The sequence below is a fragment of the Flagellimonas sediminis genome, from assembly GCF_010500845.1.
GTDB classification, from domain to species: domain Bacteria; phylum Bacteroidota; class Bacteroidia; order Flavobacteriales; family Flavobacteriaceae; genus Flagellimonas; species Flagellimonas sediminis.
In genome coordinates this window covers 106,903-125,158 of record NZ_JAAAMI010000009.1, presented here as the reverse complement: position 1 = coordinate 125,158, position 18,256 = coordinate 106,903, and the positions used below count along the sequence as shown (strand labels likewise).

Genomic DNA, 18,256 nt, shown 5'->3' with positions numbered 1-18,256 from the left:
CGACATTGTTTCTGATATAGCTCAGTTCATCAGGCTTTTGTTTAACCCCCGTTGTGTAACCTCTTTTTGGTTTTGACATATTTCCAAAGTCGATTCGATCTGATAATATACCCTTTTCTTGATGCCCAATTTAATGCATAATGCCAAGGTCATTTTGCAGCCAGAAGCCAGTCTCCGAGGTAAATCCCAACGGTTAACCTTAAGTTAATTCTCTTTTTGCATTTTGATGACATTGTGATCTGGGGGTAATTCTACCTTTTCACCCTCCTATGTGTAAAAGACATACTATGGATATATCCAAGGAGGATATCAAATGTGCTCGAAAGCTTTCCGGAGAGATGAACACGGACCAGGAGAGGTCAATGTTCGAGGTAAACCTACTGTTGGATGATGGTTTACGGGACCGCTTTCAAGATTATAAGTTATTGTGGGAGTGCTATCCCAAACCCGATTTACCGCTTAGAAAAGAACGGTCTGGAAAACGAATAAGAGAGGCTATCACCGCAAAACCATCGGGAAAAAGAGTTTTTCTCCAAACCAAGATGAAAGTCATCTTGGCAGCAGCAGCGGTAGTCCTGATCGGTTTTTCCCTGTACCTGTTTTCAATGGGTGATGCTTCCCGGTACACCAATCATATCATAGCCCAACAAGGGGAACGGAAACAAATTACCCTGCCTGATGGATCATCGATAATGATAAATTCCGGGTCTGAACTAAAATTTCCTGAAGTCTTTTCCAAGAACAGCAGGGAGGTTTGGTTGGAAGGGGAAGCGTATTTCCACATCTCCAAGGATGTTGATAGACCCTTCCACGTAAACACCGACGGATTGACGGTTCAAGTACTGGGAACCAAGTTCAATGTCAATACCAAGGGGAGAACAAAGACCGTGTCCTTGGAAAGCGGCAAGGTTCAGGTCACTTTGAAGGATTCTGGCGATAAAATACAGTTGAGCCCCAATGAGGAACTGCAACTGAATACGGAAACAGGTGAAGTGATAAAACGCAATTTTGATGTATCCAAGACCACGGCCTGGAAAGACAATATCCTTCTATTGGATAATATGCCCTTGGGCGATGCATTGATTCCCATCAATCAATTTTATGGAGTGGAGTTTGTCATCTCCGATGATTTGGTTGCCAGCAAAAAAATTAGTGCCGCGTTCGAAGACCAAGACCTTGAACAGTTCATACAAACATTGGAATTCATTGCCGATGTGAAGATTACCCCGGTATCCCCCAAAAAATTTTCAATAGCCCCCAGCAATGAAAACTAAACATTCCCCAGAGTTGATGGATTTTAACAGCATGACAGACGTAGCACTGTTCAGTTTAATACAGCAAAGGAGCAATGAGGCTTTGGAAACTGTTTTCAACAGGTATTATGAAAGCCTTTGTCGGTTTGGACTCACCTATGAGTCAAAATTGGACATTGTCGAGGAAAAGGTGGCCGATGTCTTCATTCAATTGTGGAACGGTTATGAGCGCATACACGAGATTCGAAACCCCAAACCATATCTCTATGTGGTGGTAAAGAACAAGTTATTGGAGCCCGTGGCATACTCTCATCTTAAACAACCTCTGGAGTTTGGGCAGGAAAACCAGCAAGCATCTAGTCCCAGCATAGAACAGGAAATCATCGATCAAGAGCAAAGGGAATTCTATAAAAAACGGATTACGGATGTGCTGGACCAAATACCCCAAAAATCCCGACAAATCTTTGAAATGAGCCGATTGGACGAGCTCAAGTACAAGGAAATCTCAGAGATCTTGGGCGTTTCCATCAAGACGGTCGAAAACCACATGGCTATAGCCCTCAAAACCATTAGAAAGGCGGTGATCAAGAACAAACAATATTAACCTCACAACAAAATCTATGAAAAACTGAACAGCAAAATTAGTAGAACCTAAAAAAATATCGAGAACCAATAATTAAACTACTCTTTAAGAAATGAAAAAAATAAGCTTGTTAGCATTGCTACTGTGTCTTCCATTGTTGGGTAGGGGAAGTAATGTCCCCATATCCGTAACCAATGTGGTGAATACACAAAATTTCGACATGATCAACCTTAACCTTAAAAGTGTTGCTTTGGAAAAGGTGTTCGACCTTATAGAAAAGCAGACCGGCCAAAGATTCATCTACGCTGCGGATGCCGAATCCTTGGATCAACGCATCAGCATAGACGTGACCAAAGGGAATCTGGAAACCGTCCTTGAAGTTATTAAAAACAAGGCCAATGTGGATTTTCGGGTAACGGAACAAGGCGTTTTGGTGAAGTTTATCCAGGAAAAGCGAAAAATATCCGGATCTGTGATCGATGAGGCGGGCAACCCCATTCCAGGGGCCAACGTATTTGTTGAAGGGACCGATTATGGCACAGTGTCCGATTTTGATGGAAAGTTCACGATGGAAATCCCTTCCAATTTCAAGACACTTTCCATAACCTATATTGGATACAGAAGACAGGACGTGAACATTGAAAATATGGAGAACGTAACGGTCACCCTCATTGAAAGCGCGTCCCAACTGGATGAAATCGTGGTGGTGGGGTATGGCACAGAGGCCAGAAGGAACATTACGGGTGCCATTGCTTCTGTTTCCCCTGAGGAAATAAATACCCAACCCAAGGCCAATGTGGTGGAAATGTTGGATGGTCGTTTGCCCGGTGTACAGATCATGAGCGATAATTCTCCTGGTGGGGGAACTTCCATTCGCGTTAGGGGTTTTAGTACGATTAATAGTAACGATCCATTGGTAATCGTGGATGGAATCCCTGCTTCCAACGGACTTAATGGGATCAATCCTTCCGATATTGAAACCATACAGGTATTGAAGGATGCTGCCTCAGCTTCCATCTATGGATCTCGTGCCGCCAATGGTGTTGTGATCATTACCACCAAAAAGGGGTCGGATACCGGTGGGGAATATGTAGTATCCTTTGACAGTTATGCCGGTCTTCAATCCTCATATAACCTTCCAAGAATGCTCAATGCCCAGCAATATGGGGATCTTTTATGGCAAGCTACGATCAATGATGGGGGAACTCCTTCCCACGATATTTATGGGGACAATCCCGCGCAGGCCGTAATCCCACAATGGCTGAATGACGAACAGACCATCCCTAGCGCTGATGTGGACTGGGTAAAGCAGATTTTGCAAACGGCCACCGTTCAATCCTATAACGTATCATTGGCCAAAGGGGACTCCAAAGGGCAGCATTTATTTTCATTGGGATATTACAACCAGGAAGGTTTGATCAAATACACGGGGTTTGAGAGGTATTCAGCAAGGTTCAATTCATCCTATAACATTGGCGACTTCTTGACCATTGGTGAAAACTTTACGGCCAATTACAAGGAGCAGGTTTCCATAGGTACCAATAGTGCTTTGGGGAGTATTGTCTTGAGTGCCATGCAGTTCCCGTCCATAGTCCCCGTTAAGGATATCAATGGGGAATATGCAGGTAACCCACTCAACGATACCCAAAACCCCATGGGCCAATTGTATCGCAATAAGGACAACAAGCAGAAACGGGTCCAAGCTTTGGGAAATGTATATGCCAATCTATACATCAAGGATTTTACGTTTAAGACTTCTTTTGGATTGGATTATCAGAATTATAACATCAGGAGTTTTTCGCCTACGTTTAATGAAATTCTTTCCACCAACAACACCAATTCGTTATCCACGTCCAATAGCTTCAATTATCAATTCTCCTTTACCAATACGCTAAACTATAAAAAGCAGTTTGGTGCCCACAATGTGGATGTGTTGGTAGGGCAGGAGGCCATCGAGTACAATTATGAAGGTTTTGGTGCTTCGGTAAGTGAATTCTTGTACGAGGATGAAAACTTCAGGTATTTGAGTTTTGGAACCGAGAACATGCTCAATTCCGGTAACGCATCCGGATGGTCACTTAACTCTTACTTCGGAAGGTTGAACTACAACTATGATGAAAAGTATCTTTTTACGGCCACCGTTAGGCGTGATGGTAGCTCAAGGTTCAACGAGGACAACCGCTGGGGAACATTCCCTGCATTCTCTTTGGGATGGAGGTTGGACCGCGAGGACTTTTTTAATCCAGATGGAATTGTCTCTTCCCTGCTTTTGAGAGGAAGCTGGGGACAAACAGGTAATCAGGATATTTCCAATTACGCCACTGTGGATAGTTATCGCAATAACAATGCGAACTCCAACTATGCCATTGATGGTGCCCAGGAATCCGTATACATCGGACTTACCCAATCCAGGATCCCGAACCCCGATTTGAAATGGGAGACCACGACCCAGACCTCCATTGGTGTGGATATGGGCCTTTTGAAAGATCACCTGAACATTACTGCTGACTACTACATCAAGAAAACCGATGACATCTTGGTGTACAACACCGTTCCGTTGACCTATGGGGGTACCAATGACGGACAGTGGGTGAACGATGGGAAAATGAAGAACAACGGATTTGAATTGAATGTCAATTATAACGACAAAGTGGGTGATTTGGGCTATCAGATTGGTCTCAATCTTACCGGGTCAAAGAACGAGTTGACAGAGTTGAACACGTCCGATTATTTGGGTATTCCAAGTTCATCCTTGCACAGTGTAAACTTTGACCAAGAGATTTCCAGAAGTGCTGTCGGTCAGCCGATTGCCTCGTTCTATGGCTATGTGGTCGAAGGATTGTTCCAAAGTCAGGCTGAGGTGGATAGTTATGGACTGCAGCCCAATGCCCAACCCGGTGATATCAAGTTCAAGGATGTGGATGGCGATGGTGATGTGGATGCCGATGACAGGACGTTTATTGGTTCCCCTCACCCCGATGTCATGTTGGGCCTTAATCTACAGTTCAACTATAAGAATTTTGACTTGGGTCTTTTCTTTAATGGAAGCTTCGGCAATGACACCTACAATTTTACCAAGTACAAGAACCATTTCTTCAACCAAGCAGCTTATAACAAAGAGAATGTCTTGTTGGATGCTTGGTCCGAAAACAATACCGATTCCAGCATTCCACGTTTATCCCTGGATGACCCTAACAACAACATTCGCCCCTCTAGCTACTATGTGGAGAACGGATCATATGTTCGGTTGACCAATGCGCAATTGGGATACAACGTTAACCCAGAATTGCTTGGTGGCCTCAAATTGAGAATATATGCCCAAGCAAGCAACTTGTTCACCATAACCGATTATAGTGGGATGAACCCACAAGTGGGGCTTCAAAACTACTCGGGTAGCAATAGGAACCTCGACATTGGAATCGATCGTGGATTGTATCCTCCGAGCAGGACTTTTGTAATCGGATGTAACCTTAAACTCTAAAAAAGCTATGAAAAACATATTGAAAGCAAAATCAAAATATATGATGGTAGGAGCCACAATGGCACTTACCCTCTTGGGATCCTGTTCCAAGGATTATTTGGAAGAGGTCACCTTTGGTGAAGTTTCCCCTTCGGAAATGACCAAAGCGGAAAACGTTGAAAAAGCCATTATTTCGGCTTATAGCGTTCTTAATGGACAGATTGACGGGGCCAGTAATGCCTATAATTCCCCGGCTTCCAACTGGAGTTTTGGCGATGTGGTATCTGATGATTGTTACAAAGGCGGTGGCGGAACCGGCGACCAAAACCAGATCCATCAAATGGAACTTTACAACACTTCTCCAACCACCTACGATGTGCAACGAAAGTGGATGGCATTGTACGAAGGGGTGAAAAGGACCAATGAGGCCATGAAACTTTTGAATGCCTCCGAGGACTTTGATGCATCCCTAAAGATCCAAAGAACTGCGGAACTTAGATTTTTAAGAGGCCATTATTACTTTGAACTCAAAAAAATCTACAATCAAATTCCGTATATAGACGAAACAGCGGAAACGGTTTCCGATTATGCCCGTTCTAACACAGAGTTCACTTCGGACCAACTATGGGGCAAGATCGAAGATGACTTCCAAGCGGCCTATGATGTGTTGCCCAATACCCAAGAACAAGTGGGAAGACCTACCAAATTGGCCGCTATGGCATATTTGGCAAAGACGTATCTGTTCCAGGATAAATGGCAACAGGCCTATGATGCAACTACCTTGGTAATGGCAGGAAACTATGGTCTTATGGATGATTTCCAATCGGTTTTCTTGCCTGAGAATGATAATGGAAAAGAAGTGATCTTTGCGGTACAATACTCCGTAAACGATGGACAATCCAGTAATTATAATGGAAGTATAGGTGACCGATTGACGGCCCCCGGAGGACCGTATTACTCCCAATATGGTTTCCATCGTCCCTCACAGAATTTGGTGAATGCATTCAAGACCAATGCCAATGGGTTGCCAGTGGAAGACAATGTTGACGTTGCCGACACCGATTTTGTGGACCCTAGATTGGATATCACCGTCGGCAGACCAGGTATTCCCTACAAGGATTTGAATATTCTTTACGAGGATACTTGGGCCCGTGATTTGGCCACCTATGGTCCATTTGGTCCCAAAAAACGGATATTGTCAGCAAATTCCCCTTACCATGTAACGGTTTGGCCTTATGTGGATGCCCTGAACTATTATATCATCCGCTATGCGGAAGTATTGTTGTGGAGGGCCGAGGCTGCAGTAGAATTGGGGAACTTGGAAGAAGCGCGCGGCTTGGTAAACCAAATCCGTGAACGTGCCGCCAATTCCCAATACGTCCAAACTTTGGATGGAGCCACAGATGCGGCCAATTACAATATTGGAACCTATAATACTACTTGGACCGATGCCGCCGATGCTAGGGACAAAGTGCGTATGGAAACCCGTTTGGAACTGGCCATGGAAGGACACCGATTCTTCAATTTGGTGCGTTGGGGTGTTGCCAAGGAAGTGATCGATGATTACCTCTCGGTTGAAAAAACAAGGAGGAGCCATTTGACAAATGCTGCCTTCACCGCTGGCAAAAATGAGTACTGGCCTATTCCACAGGAATATATTGACAGTGTGGATGACGGCTTGGTGACCCAGAACAACGGCTATTAATCCGGAAATTAAATATAGGGTGGCTTCAGTATGCATTGGAGCCGCCCTTTTTTATTCAAGATGATGAAAAAACTTCTCCTCTTTTCATTGGTTTTTGGTCTTTCCATAATTTCAATGGCCCAGACCAAGCAGCAAGACCAAAAATATCCGAACAAGACCTTGAAAGGATTGCAGGATAAGAACTTCTATTTGTTTTCCGCTATTATGGATGACCAAAAAGTCAGTCAGCTTTTGCGGGAGGATGAAATTTTGAAAGATTTCATGCTCGGGAGTCAAACTGAAGTACCGGATGCTCCTCCAAAAAATGTTACCGAGGTTGTTGCTCCTTTTTTATGGAGTGAACAAAAAATACAGACCGTTGGAAAACGGTTGATGGAAATATCCGAGAGCAATGCCGCATTTTCAAGTTTGATCCAGAAACTAAGGAAATCCCATAAATATGCCCATTTTGAAAGCCATCCAGATGATGAATTCCTTTACAAGGCTTGGGAGTTGTGTGCCAAAGGATTGGATACGGTTCTAGAGGTTTATGGGACGGGGAAAATGCCATTTTATCAAAACATTGACTCCGTATCCTTTGATGTAAGGTCCAAACAATATGTTTATGCCGTTTCCATTTTGGGACAACAGGCACGGCAAGATGCAAGGGAAACCAACTTGTTTTTCCAACCCAGCTTGAATCTTTCCCTCTCATTATTGTATGCCAACCACAAGGATGAAGCCGTACGCTATGACCCCTTGGGCCAAAAGGAAAATGCCAAGGCCGTACAAGCTGTCAAAACAATCGATTTTGGAGCGTATGATTATGCCTCCATTGTGGTTTTGGGTGGTGGTCCGGAAAACTATAGGGACAAACTTTCCATTGCTGGGAAAGTCAATCTTCAATTGGCCATGAAGGAATATCGGGAAAACAAAGCCCCGTTCATTATAGTATCCGGTGGTCACGTCCATCCTTATATGACCCCTTATTGTGAAGCGGTGGAAATGAAGAGGGAATTGATGGAGGAATATGGGGTACCGGAAGAGCGTATCATTATAGAACCCTATGCAAGGCATACCACCACCAACATGCGGAATGCCACGCGATTGATGATTGAATATGGTATACCCATAGATAAAAAAAGTCTGGTGGTTACCAATCCATGGCATAGCTCTTATGTGGAGAGTAATGTCTTTAAGGAACGTTGCCAAAAGGAACTGGGCTACCAACCTGTTGACCTACACAAGAGATTGTCTCCATTCACCTTGGAATTTACGGGAAACAAAGTTTCCACACATCAAAATCCCTATCAACCTTTAGACCCTTGATGGGATTAGGAAATAGAGCATTTTAGTTGGAATGAATCAAAGTTGAGTGAGTTTGTTTGTTTAATTGGAAAGGGCGCAGGGATCTTATGATACTGCGCCTTTTAATTGGTTGACAGTATTTTCGAAACCGACTGGGTTTTATAAATTTTTATGGGTTGGGAGGCTGTGATATCTGAATTTTGTATCTCCCAAACAACCTCTGAACGCATATAAATTGACATTTGTCAAATTCAGCGAAATTACCTAACTGCTGAAACTCGTTAATCTCTTCAAAATACTATTTTTGGGAAACGCCTTTCTGTTCTCCAGAAATTTCATTCAAAGCATGATTGCCAAACCAAGCCCTGAAAAAAACCTTTTTGTCCTCTTTTATCTCAATTCCATTTATCCACTCGGATCCGGTATAAAATCATATCTGTCCACAAAAATAAAGAGCTGTTCTTTTGGTAAGAATGAGATTATAAGCAAAAAAGGTGAAGTATGTAATAAATTGTACTTTATCAAAACGGGTATGGTAAGAGGGTATTTTAAAAGTGACTCCACAGAGATTACTACATGGATCGATAGCGAGAATGAAGTATTTACCTCGATAACCGGGTTTTTTAGGAACGAGCCGACCAGGGAATACATTCAGAGCCTTGAGGAAACCCACTGTGATTATTTGGAGTATGAGGATTACAAATATTGCCTCAATAATTTTTCCGAAATGCGACAAATCTACAGAATACTGCTTGAGGAATATTACATAATGGCAGAACATAGGGTATACTTGGCCAGGATTCCCAATGCTAAAAAGCGATTGAATTTTTTCATTGAAAATCTCAATCCTCACATCATCAACAGGATACCTAAAAAATATTTGGCCTCTTACTTGGCAATGAGACCAGAAACCTTATCCCGTTTACTGAAAGAAAAGAAGATCACTTCCTAGTTTTTCTTTTATATCTAATCAATTCCTCCCAATACTGTATTCCAAGTAAAGAGCGTACTACATTGATTGATACGGATTTATTGGTTGAATTACTCTCTTTTTTGTAAGAAAATAACCTGAAATTGACTTTTGTCAATTCCCTAAAAGATTTGTTGAAATAAGACTCCTACACCTCCGTTTCTTAGACAAAGGATAGGAAAAAATCTACATTTTTTGATTTAAAAAGTAGGAAAAAATGTTATCCAAACAAATTGAAACAATTAATAAGATTCCCTTGTCATGAAAGAAATCTACTAAAGCACTTCTGGATAAACAATCACAGACTTATTGATCGGACCCCATAGTCCAAAAGGACTTTTAGGACATCCATAAAAATTGCTGCCCCTTGGGCGGCCTGACCCTCCCATGTCTTTTTTAGGCGGAAGGAACATACAGAACAAATCATTTTTAATCCAATAAAATCAAAATCAACAAAACAATGAAAAATCAAGTTAACCGGAAATCTTCAATCTTCTTTTTGATGCTGATCATCCTTTTTGTTACTAGGAGCATGGCGCAATCCAATGAATTGGTCGTCATCGATTCCAACTATTCCCAAAAACAGCAAGTACTCGATCATTTGGCATCGGGAATACCAGTTTTTGAAGTTAATGCGCCCAAAAATCCGTGGGAGTCCATCCGACAATATCTGGAGCAGAGCAGGTCTACACAGGTGGTCCATCTATTTGCCAACGCTAACTACAACGCTATGGAGCTCGGGGGCAAAACCTATGATGCCGATGCTGTAGACCAAGAATTTGAGCTTTCCATGCTCGAAGGGCTATTCCAAGGAATTCACATACAGCTTCTTATTTACGATTGTAACCTCGGTTCAAATCCAGAAGGACTGGCCTTGCTGAAGAAAATTAGTGACAAGGCTTATCTCAACATTGCAGTTCCTACGAATTGTAGCTCCATTTTCGGGGCAGATTTGGACTTTGATCATACCACCATGAACCAACCTGTCAATAATTCAATATTCAAATAGAGCTACCAGCCATGAAACAAACCTTAACAAATACCTTATCATTCTTTTTACTTTTTCTTCTGTTTGGAGCCGTACAGGCCCAAACCGTGGACATGACCGTAAAACAGGGCCCTAATGTGGATGTCATGGTAACTGTTGGCTCGGCTAATGTGGATCTATCCACCTTTGAGGCCGATCTTGAACAAGCCATGCATCTTAAGGGAATCCCTTTGGGAAAACTCCGTGTGGAGGCCTTTCAACGAAGCTCCATTTCTTCCGACCAGGCCGATGCCAGTGACATTTTCAACAACTGGAACAAAATGAACTTTAATGGTACCGAACCACCGGTCCATTCTTCTTACACAGGAGACTACTTCACCTTTGATTCCGGAACCAACCGAATCATTGCGGATTTTGTGAGCCGTTACAACGGTTATGGATATGCCATGTATGATCCCACAGGGGATATAGCCGATGGTTCCATTTCTGCAACCTGGGGGTTAATAGGTGCACCTTATGTACATGGTGAAGTAGGCTTTATCTTTAGAAAAGTGGACAACCAAAACTTTTATGCCTATATCATTGACAACCATACAGCATGTGGAAATGTGAGCGGCTATGGAACAGACGGTGACCCTGCCGAGGCCATCATAAAAATTGAAAACGGGGTTAAAACCGTTTTGGCCTTGAACACCAATAGCGGTAATTCTGGTACAGCAACCTATGGCTGGGATGGTAACCGTGCCGATATGTTTGCCGCCTATTATGATGGGCAGAGCATTGAATTTAAGATTGAAATGAGTGGTGACGATATCAAAATCTCAAGAAAAGGAGGGGGTGGAAGTGCCGGTACGGATTGGATTGAATCGTTCAACATTTCCGATGCAACTTTCTCTGAAGGAAGTTATGGTTTTTACGTACACGAACAATCTGGTGCCTATTTCAAGGATATCAATATAGAAAAATTGGAGCTGCGTGCCTTTAAAGATGTATTGCGTGAGCCACAATGGAGGAACAGTGCACTGAGGTTCAACGTAAACCTGGATGATATTGAAGTTGCCGATTTTGATGTGGACACCGATCTTTCCGAAATCTTGATGCGTACCATCAACGAGGATATCCATTACATCGGTTGGGGAACCAATGCCAATGAGGCACAGTTTGAACGGTTTATTACCCAGAACAACAATCAGGGAACCTTTGTCAATAGGGATGCCGGAAGTTGGTCTACTTGGATCGACGATATAGCCCAATACATTTATGAGCAATACCAATTCGGTACCGTGAGTGCAGGTGAGTTCTTTATTGCGGGTACTTCAGTGGAGATCGATGTGGATCCGGCACAGCTGAAAAACAATACGGCCAATGCCAGTTACCCAAGCGGACGCTGGAAAATTACCCATGATGAAACCTATTTTGAAAACAACACGGGACGTGTTTCTTGGAGTGGACTGTACTTGGAAGATGTACCCGAGTATTATGAAAAGCCAGGAAAGTACACCTTCACCTTTGAAGAAATGCCAACGGCACCAACCACGTTGTTCTTTCACCGTAGACCAGTGGCAAGCTTTACCTATAGCAGTGATACTGGGTTCATCAACAATACCTCCTATGACTTGGATGGAGGTTCAAATAATGGTATTGCCCAATCCGAATGGAAATGGAAATCCGTTGATGCCGCTTCTACAAATGATTGGACCATAGGACAGTTTGACAAAAATTCAGTACCTGATGGCCAATACTTGGTGATGTTGACAGTTCAGGACCATCAGGGTACCTGGAGTAGTCCCACCAGTATCTATGTTGAAAAGACATCAGGCTCCGGTGGCAGTACCGATCTGCCTATAGCACAGTTCAACATACAACCTGATTTGATCAACACCTATACTGGGAACATGACAGTTGCCATTGAGGATAACTCGGTTGACCCTTACGGCAGGACCTTATCCACCCAAGAATGGATCGTGACCCAACGAACTTACGATGGTAACGGAGACCCAACCGATACCCAGATTTACAATGCCACGACTCCAATGACCGATTTCTCGGCCTATAACAACCTTTCTGCGGATTACATCATCAGTTTGCGTACCCAAACAGATACAGGGGTTTGGTCGGAACCGTTCTATCGAACGCTGACCATTGTTGATGATAATACCCTGCCGACCATTACGGCTAACCCATCCAGTGGAAGCTTGGATACCAATACCGATATTCAATTGGTTTTTCAGGATGAAAACGGGGGTAGTGGTTTTGATGTGCAGCGTTTTGCAAAAGTACAAAGTGCCACCCCACCGGCAACGGATAATGCGGCTTGGACCTCATGGAGCAATAGCCAGTCCAAAACAACTTCATTCAATTCTGGAGGTTCAGGATGGTATATCCATGCTGAAGTTAAGGACAATGCAGGCAATGTGGGTACGGCCACTTTTGGACCTTACGATATTACCCTAGTGGTCAGCGCAGATGACGACTTGGCCATTTTGGATGAAGATACCGTATCGGACCCCATTGATGTGTTGTACAACGACGTGTATGATACAGGTGCCACACCAACGGTCACTATCACGGTACAGGGCACCAAAGGTACTGCCGTGGTCAACGAAAGTAACCAAGTAGTGTATACTCCCGATGCCAACATGAATGGTACCGATACCGTAACCTATGAATTGGACGATCAAGGGCAAAAGGTAACGGCCAATATCACGCTTTCCATTTTACCTGCGGATGATATCCCTGTGGCAAATGCTGACAGCTTCAATTTGGATGAAAATGCAACCTTGAACGAGGATGTTTCCACCAACGATGTGGAGGTAGATGGAGATGATTTAGTGTATCATATCATTACCAACCCGTCCCATGCGGCATCGTTTACATTCAATGCGGATGGTACCTTTTCTTATGAGCATGATGGTGACGAGTCAGGAACGGACAGTTTCACCTATAACTTTGAAGATGCGGTTTCTTTCTCTGAAACGGTTACCGTTTCCTTTAGCATCAACAATGTGAATGATGCTCCCCAAGGAGGAAACATTACGGTGGATGTAATTCAGGATTTAGGATATGCATTTGCCGTAAGCGATTTCACTTTTACTGATGATGACCCCAGTGATGCCTTCAACGGCATTCAGATTGTTTCTCTTCCCTCAAAAGGAACATTGACATATAACGGCAATCCGGTATCCATCAATGATATGGTCGATGATGTGACTTTGTTGGTATATATCACGGAGACTGGTGAATTTGGCGAAAGCTACGCTTCCTTTTCATTTAAAGTGAAGGATGGGGATGATGCATTGAGTAGCATTACTTATAGTGCAGATATTACAGCAGCCCAAGATACCGATGGTGATGGAATCCCTGACGATTCTGATGACGACGATGACGGGGATGGCACTTTGGACATCAACGACGCCTTCCCAAAAGACCCAACGGAGGATACCGATACCGATGGGGACGGAACAGGGGACAATGCCGATGACGACGATGACGGCGACGGCACCTTGGATAGCAACGACGCCTTCCCAAAAGACCCAACGGAGGATACCGATACCGATGGCGACGGAACTGGGGACAATGCCGATGAAGACGATGACGGCGACGGTACCTTGGACATCAACGACGCCTTCCCAAAAGACCCAACAGAGGACACCGATACCGATGGCGACGGAACGGGCGACAATGCCGATGACGATGATGACGGTGACGGCACCTTGGATAGCAACGACGCCTTCCCTAAAGACCCCATGGAGGATACCGATACCGATGGCGACGGAACGGGCGATAATGCCGATGATGACGATGACGGAGACGGCACCTTGGATAGCAACGACGCATTTCCTAAGGACCCAACGGAGGACACCGATACCGATGGCGACGGAACGGGCGACAATGCCGATGACGACGATGACGGAGACGGCACCTTGGATAGCAACGACGCATTTCCTAAGGACCCAACGGAGGATACCGATACCGATGGCGACGGAACGGGCGACAATGCCGATGACGACGATGACGGCGACGGCACCTTGGATAGCAACGATGCCTTCCCTAAGGACCCAATGGAGGACACCGATACCGATGGGGACGGAACAGGGGACAATGCCGATGACGATGATGACGGAGATGGTACTTTGGACATCAACGACGCCTTCCCGAAAGACCCTATGGAGGATACCGATACCGATGGGGACGGAACTGGGGACAATGCCGACGAAGACGATGACGGTGACGGCACCTTGGATAGCAACGACGCCTTCCCTAAGGACCCAACGGAGGATACCGATACCGATGGGGACGGAACAGGGGACAATGCCGATGACGATGATGATGGAGATGGTACTTTGGACATCAACGACGCCTTCCCTAAGGACCCAACGGAAGATACCGATACCGATGGGGACGGAACGGGGAACAATGCCGATGACGACGATGACGGTGACGGCACCTTGGATAGCAACGACGCCTTCCCTAAAGACCCCATGGAGGATACCGATACCGATGGGGACGGAACTGGGGACAATGCCGATGACGACGATGACGGTGACGGCACCTTGGATAGCAACGACGCCTTCCCTAAAGACCCCATGGAGGATACCGATACCGATGGGGACGGAACTGGGGACAATGCCGATGACGACGATGACGGTGACGGCACCTTGGATAGCAACGACGCCTTCCCTAAAGACCCCATGGAGGATACCGATACCGATGGCGACGGAACTGGGGACAATGCCGATAATGATGCCGATAACGATGGACTTCCCGATGATGAGGATGCCTTTCCAACAGACCCGAATGAAAGCTCGGATGTTGATGGGGATGGAATTGGTGACAATGCCGATACAGATGATGACAATGATGGGATAGAGGACATGGACAGTGATGGCGATGGCCTTGGGGACAATGTGGACAACGATGATGATAACGATGGTATACTTGACAATGAAGATGCATTCCCAACAGATGCCAGTGAAGACACCGATACCGATGGAGATGGGATTGGTGACAATGCTGATACGGATGATGATGGGGACGGGTATTCCGATGAAGTTGAGTTGAACGAAGGTACAGACCCAACAGATGCTTCAAGCACTCCTTTGGATACGGACGGTGATGGTATACCCGATAGTTTGGATGACGATGATGACAACGATGGTGTACTGGATGGGGATGATGCTTTCCCAACTAGTGAGGAACCCACTTTGGTCCCAGCCCAGGCGTTCACTCCCAATGGAGATGGTAATAACGATACTTGGATTATTCCGGGAATCGACAATTATCCCAACAATGTGGTTAAGGTGTATAATCGATGGGGGCATGAGGTATTTGGCACAAGATCCTATCACAATGATTGGGGAGGTTTCTATAAGAACCGGAACGAAAAGCTTCCGTCGGGATCTTACCTATACATTATTGATCTGGGCAATGGCGATGCACCGCTACAGGGATGGATCTTTATCAACTATTAAAAATCAACAAAACAAAAAGCACAATTAAAATCATGAATACAATCAATAGAATAGCAGTACTTATAATGGCCTTGGTCCTTTCGGTGGCCGTTAAGGCCCAACAGGACCCTAGTTTTACTTTTTACAGGTACAATATGAACATTTATAATCCGGCCTTTGCGGGAAGTTCCGAGTCCACGGAGTTCTCCTTGGGAATTCGGAGTCAATGGGCAGGCGTTCAAGGGGCACCGGAAAGCCAAAGTGCCATTTTTGGAATGCCTGTAGGAAGAAAAGTGGGGCTCGGGGTTTCCATCTTGAACGATAAGACCTTTATTGAGCGCCAGACTTGGGTGGCCATCGATGTGTCATACCATATACAGTTGGATGCGGAGCATACATTGTACTTTGGACTCAAGGGGAGCGCGAATTCCTACGATGCCAATACAGACGGATTGGTCACTTATGGGGTAGGACAGGATGGAGCACTCATGGGTTATGAAAGCCGGTTCACGCCCAATGTGGGAGCTGGGGCCTATTTGAAACACGACAGATATTTTGTTTCCCTGTCGGCACCAAAACTGTTGACCCCTAAGCGTTTACAAGAGCGTGATGGTAACGCCTACCTTGGTGTGGACCGGATGCATGCCTATTTGAGCGGGGGGTACACCTTTCTTCTTGGTAAGACCTTGGATTTGAAGACCATGGGGATGTTCCGTTATGCAGATGCCTCGCCTGTGTCCCTTGAACTTACGGGGATCCTGGATTTTGGGGAGCGTTTTGAATTTGGTGCCTCTTACCGTTTTGATGAGAGTGTCAGTGGTCTGGTGCTCTTCAATGTCAGTAATGGTCTGAACATAGGGTATGCCTACGAGACTGCCCTGCAGAGTCCGATCAATGGGTTGGACAACAATACCCACGAGCTTTTTATGAGATTGAGGATGTAAAAGGCTAAAGAATGGCCAAACCCAAAGGTTTTGACCCATGCAATTGGTTTATAACCTAACAGGGAGTAATCTTTCACATGATTTTATTTAATTGAAAAACAAAGGGTTGCATTATAATGCAACCCTTTTTATTGATGTGTGATTTTCAATTTAGGTATTCCTATCAGGTAAAATCGAAAATCAAATATGGCAAAAGTTACTTTAGGGTAATTTCTACGATGGTGTCCACACTGTCGATTTTGTCCTTAGGTACTTCTACGAACAAACCGAATTTGTTTTGTTGAAAAGTCAATTTAGATTGGTCGGGGAACAGTTTCACATCTTTAATTTTTTTGCCAAAATCCTCCAAGAAAATTTTCTGACTTCTATCCAAAATGTGTAGAAAAATGGTGTTTCCTTTTCTGGTCGTGGCAAATTTTTCGTTGGGAAGGAAAGGCCCGGCCATGGTGCTATAGATGGTTGAACCATTTTCTCGCATCCATGCGCCAATTTCTTTGAGGGATTCCTGATGTTCTTCTTGGATTTTTCCATTGGGCATGGGACCTACGTTGAGCAATAGGTTACTTCCATACCCGGCAGCCTTAACAATGAAATGGATCAATTCTTCCTTCGATTTATGTCGTCTATCCTGCAAATTGAAACCCCATGAACCGTTGATGGTTTCACAAACTTCCATGGGCAGTTTACCAATATCCGATGCCGATGTACCAAAACCGGTCGTGTTCTTGCCTGGCAGGTCCTTTTCGAACATTTGAAAATCTTCCCCTTCAATGGTAGCCAAATGGTGGTTGTTCCCAATTAAACATTGGGGCTGTAGTTCATGGATCAATTTGTAGATCTCATCATAATGCCAATCTACCTGGAGGGCCCCAAACCGTTCACCATCCCACAGTTTTTGATCCCAATGCCCATCAAACCAAATACCCGCAATTTCACCATAGTTGGTTAAGAGCTCGGTCAACTGCGCTTTCATAAAGGCGATGTAGTTGTCCCATTCCCCTGCACCTCGACCTGGAATATCGGTTCCTGTACGGCCACGAGGAAAATAATCGTCGTTGTGCCAGTCCAACAGAGAATAATAGAAAAAGAGTTTGATGCCTTCTTTATGGCAAGCATCCGCTAATTGCTTCAGGACATCCTTTCCATAGGGAGTACTATCCACAATGTCATAATTGTTGGCCTTGGTATCGAACATGGAGAACCCATCATGGTGCCTGCTAGTGATGGTAATGTATTTCATCCCCGCATCCTTTGCCATTTTTACCCATGCCTCGGCATCATAGCCAGTTGGATTAAAAAAAGTAGGCAGCTTTTCATAGGCCTGTAGAGGGATATTTTGATTGTTCATCACCCATTCACCATCACCCAAAATGCTGTATACGCCCCAATGGATAAACATCCCAAATTTTGCCTCTTGGAACCATTTTCGAGCTTCCAGGTTTTCTTTGGTGGGTTTGTAATCTTTCTGGCCCTGACCAAAGGATATAAATGATATAAAGAAGAACAAAATACTAAGTGCTCGATTGGTTTTCATGGTATGGTTGTTTAGTTGATTTCCTGAGATTTGTCTATTTGGATGTCTTTGTAAGATATTATTTTTTCGGATTTAATTGATG

The 18,256-nt window shown here is 44.5% G+C and carries 10 protein-coding genes; 9 read left to right on the top strand and 1 reads right to left on the bottom strand.

The window, feature by feature from the left end; translation table 11 throughout:
• Window positions 1–287 precede the first annotated feature (287 nt).
• From GTK07_RS15830 to GTK07_RS15790, 9 genes are all read left to right on the top strand, one after another.
• Complete coding sequence (locus GTK07_RS15830) at window positions 288–1,274, top strand: FecR family protein (protein ID WP_163636220.1); 987 nt, start codon at window positions 288–290, stop codon at window positions 1,272–1,274.
• Complete coding sequence (locus tag GTK07_RS15825) at window positions 1,264–1,857, top strand: RNA polymerase sigma factor (RefSeq protein WP_163636219.1); 594 nt, start codon at window positions 1,264–1,266, stop codon at window positions 1,855–1,857. The genes GTK07_RS15830 and GTK07_RS15825 overlap by 11 nt, the downstream gene beginning before the upstream one ends.
• 91 nt (window positions 1,858–1,948) lie before the next feature.
• On the top strand, window positions 1,949–5,317 hold the full coding sequence (locus GTK07_RS15820) for a SusC/RagA family TonB-linked outer membrane protein (RefSeq protein ID WP_163636218.1): 3,369 nt from the start codon (window positions 1,949–1,951) through the stop codon (window positions 5,315–5,317).
• Between the two features lie 7 nt (window positions 5,318–5,324).
• Entirely contained in the window at window positions 5,325–7,001 is a 1,677-nt protein-coding gene (locus GTK07_RS15815) for a RagB/SusD family nutrient uptake outer membrane protein (protein WP_163636217.1), read from the top strand.
• Window positions 7,002–7,061: 60 nt separating this feature from the next.
• On the top strand, window positions 7,062–8,309 hold the full coding sequence (locus GTK07_RS15810; protein WP_163636216.1) for a YdcF family protein: 1,248 nt from the start codon (window positions 7,062–7,064) through the stop codon (window positions 8,307–8,309).
• Window positions 8,310–8,592: 283 nt separating this feature from the next.
• Window positions 8,593–9,240, top strand: coding sequence for a Crp/Fnr family transcriptional regulator (locus GTK07_RS15805; protein WP_163636215.1), 648 nt, complete (start codon window positions 8,593–8,595; stop codon window positions 9,238–9,240).
• A gap of 478 nt (window positions 9,241–9,718) precedes the next feature.
• On the top strand, window positions 9,719–10,267 hold the full coding sequence (locus tag GTK07_RS15800) for a DUF4347 domain-containing protein (RefSeq protein WP_163636214.1): 549 nt from the start codon (window positions 9,719–9,721) through the stop codon (window positions 10,265–10,267).
• An 11-nt stretch (window positions 10,268–10,278) separates the two neighbouring features.
• Window positions 10,279–15,717 (top strand): T9SS type B sorting domain-containing protein, encoded by a 5,439-nt coding sequence (locus tag GTK07_RS15795; RefSeq protein ID WP_163636213.1) that lies wholly within the window; start codon window positions 10,279–10,281, stop codon window positions 15,715–15,717.
• Between the two features lie 32 nt (window positions 15,718–15,749).
• Entirely contained in the window at window positions 15,750–16,640 is an 891-nt protein-coding gene (locus GTK07_RS15790) for a PorP/SprF family type IX secretion system membrane protein (RefSeq protein ID WP_163636212.1), read from the top strand.
• Window positions 16,641–16,836: 196 nt separating this feature from the next.
• Here GTK07_RS15790 and GTK07_RS15785 read toward each other — a convergent pair whose 3' ends face one another.
• The gene (locus GTK07_RS15785; protein WP_163636211.1) at window positions 16,837–18,174 is read right to left on the bottom strand and encodes an alpha-L-fucosidase; all 1,338 of its coding nucleotides are present in this window, start codon (window positions 18,172–18,174) and stop codon (window positions 16,837–16,839) included.
• Between the last annotated feature and the right edge of the window lie 82 nt (window positions 18,175–18,256).

Bases quoted from the DNA above. Each gene is read 5' to 3' on its own strand.
- GTK07_RS15785 (WP_163636211.1), bottom strand. From the start codon at position 18,174: ATGAAAACCAATCGAGCACTTAGTATTTTGTTCTTCTTTATATCATTT.
- GTK07_RS15815 (WP_163636217.1), top strand. From the start codon at position 5,325: ATGAAAAACATATTGAAAGCAAAATCAAAATATATGATGGTAGGAGCC.
- GTK07_RS15825 (WP_163636219.1), top strand. From the start codon at position 1,264: ATGAAAACTAAACATTCCCCAGAGTTGATGGATTTTAACAGCATGACA.
- GTK07_RS15820 (WP_163636218.1), top strand. From the start codon at position 1,949: ATGAAAAAAATAAGCTTGTTAGCATTGCTACTGTGTCTTCCATTGTTG.
- GTK07_RS15830 (WP_163636220.1), top strand. From the start codon at position 288: ATGGATATATCCAAGGAGGATATCAAATGTGCTCGAAAGCTTTCCGGA.
- GTK07_RS15790 (WP_163636212.1), top strand. From the start codon at position 15,750: ATGAATACAATCAATAGAATAGCAGTACTTATAATGGCCTTGGTCCTT.
- GTK07_RS15795 (WP_163636213.1), top strand. From the start codon at position 10,279: ATGAAACAAACCTTAACAAATACCTTATCATTCTTTTTACTTTTTCTT.
- GTK07_RS15810 (WP_163636216.1), top strand. From the start codon at position 7,062: ATGATGAAAAAACTTCTCCTCTTTTCATTGGTTTTTGGTCTTTCCATA.
- GTK07_RS15800 (WP_163636214.1), top strand. From the start codon at position 9,719: ATGAAAAATCAAGTTAACCGGAAATCTTCAATCTTCTTTTTGATGCTG.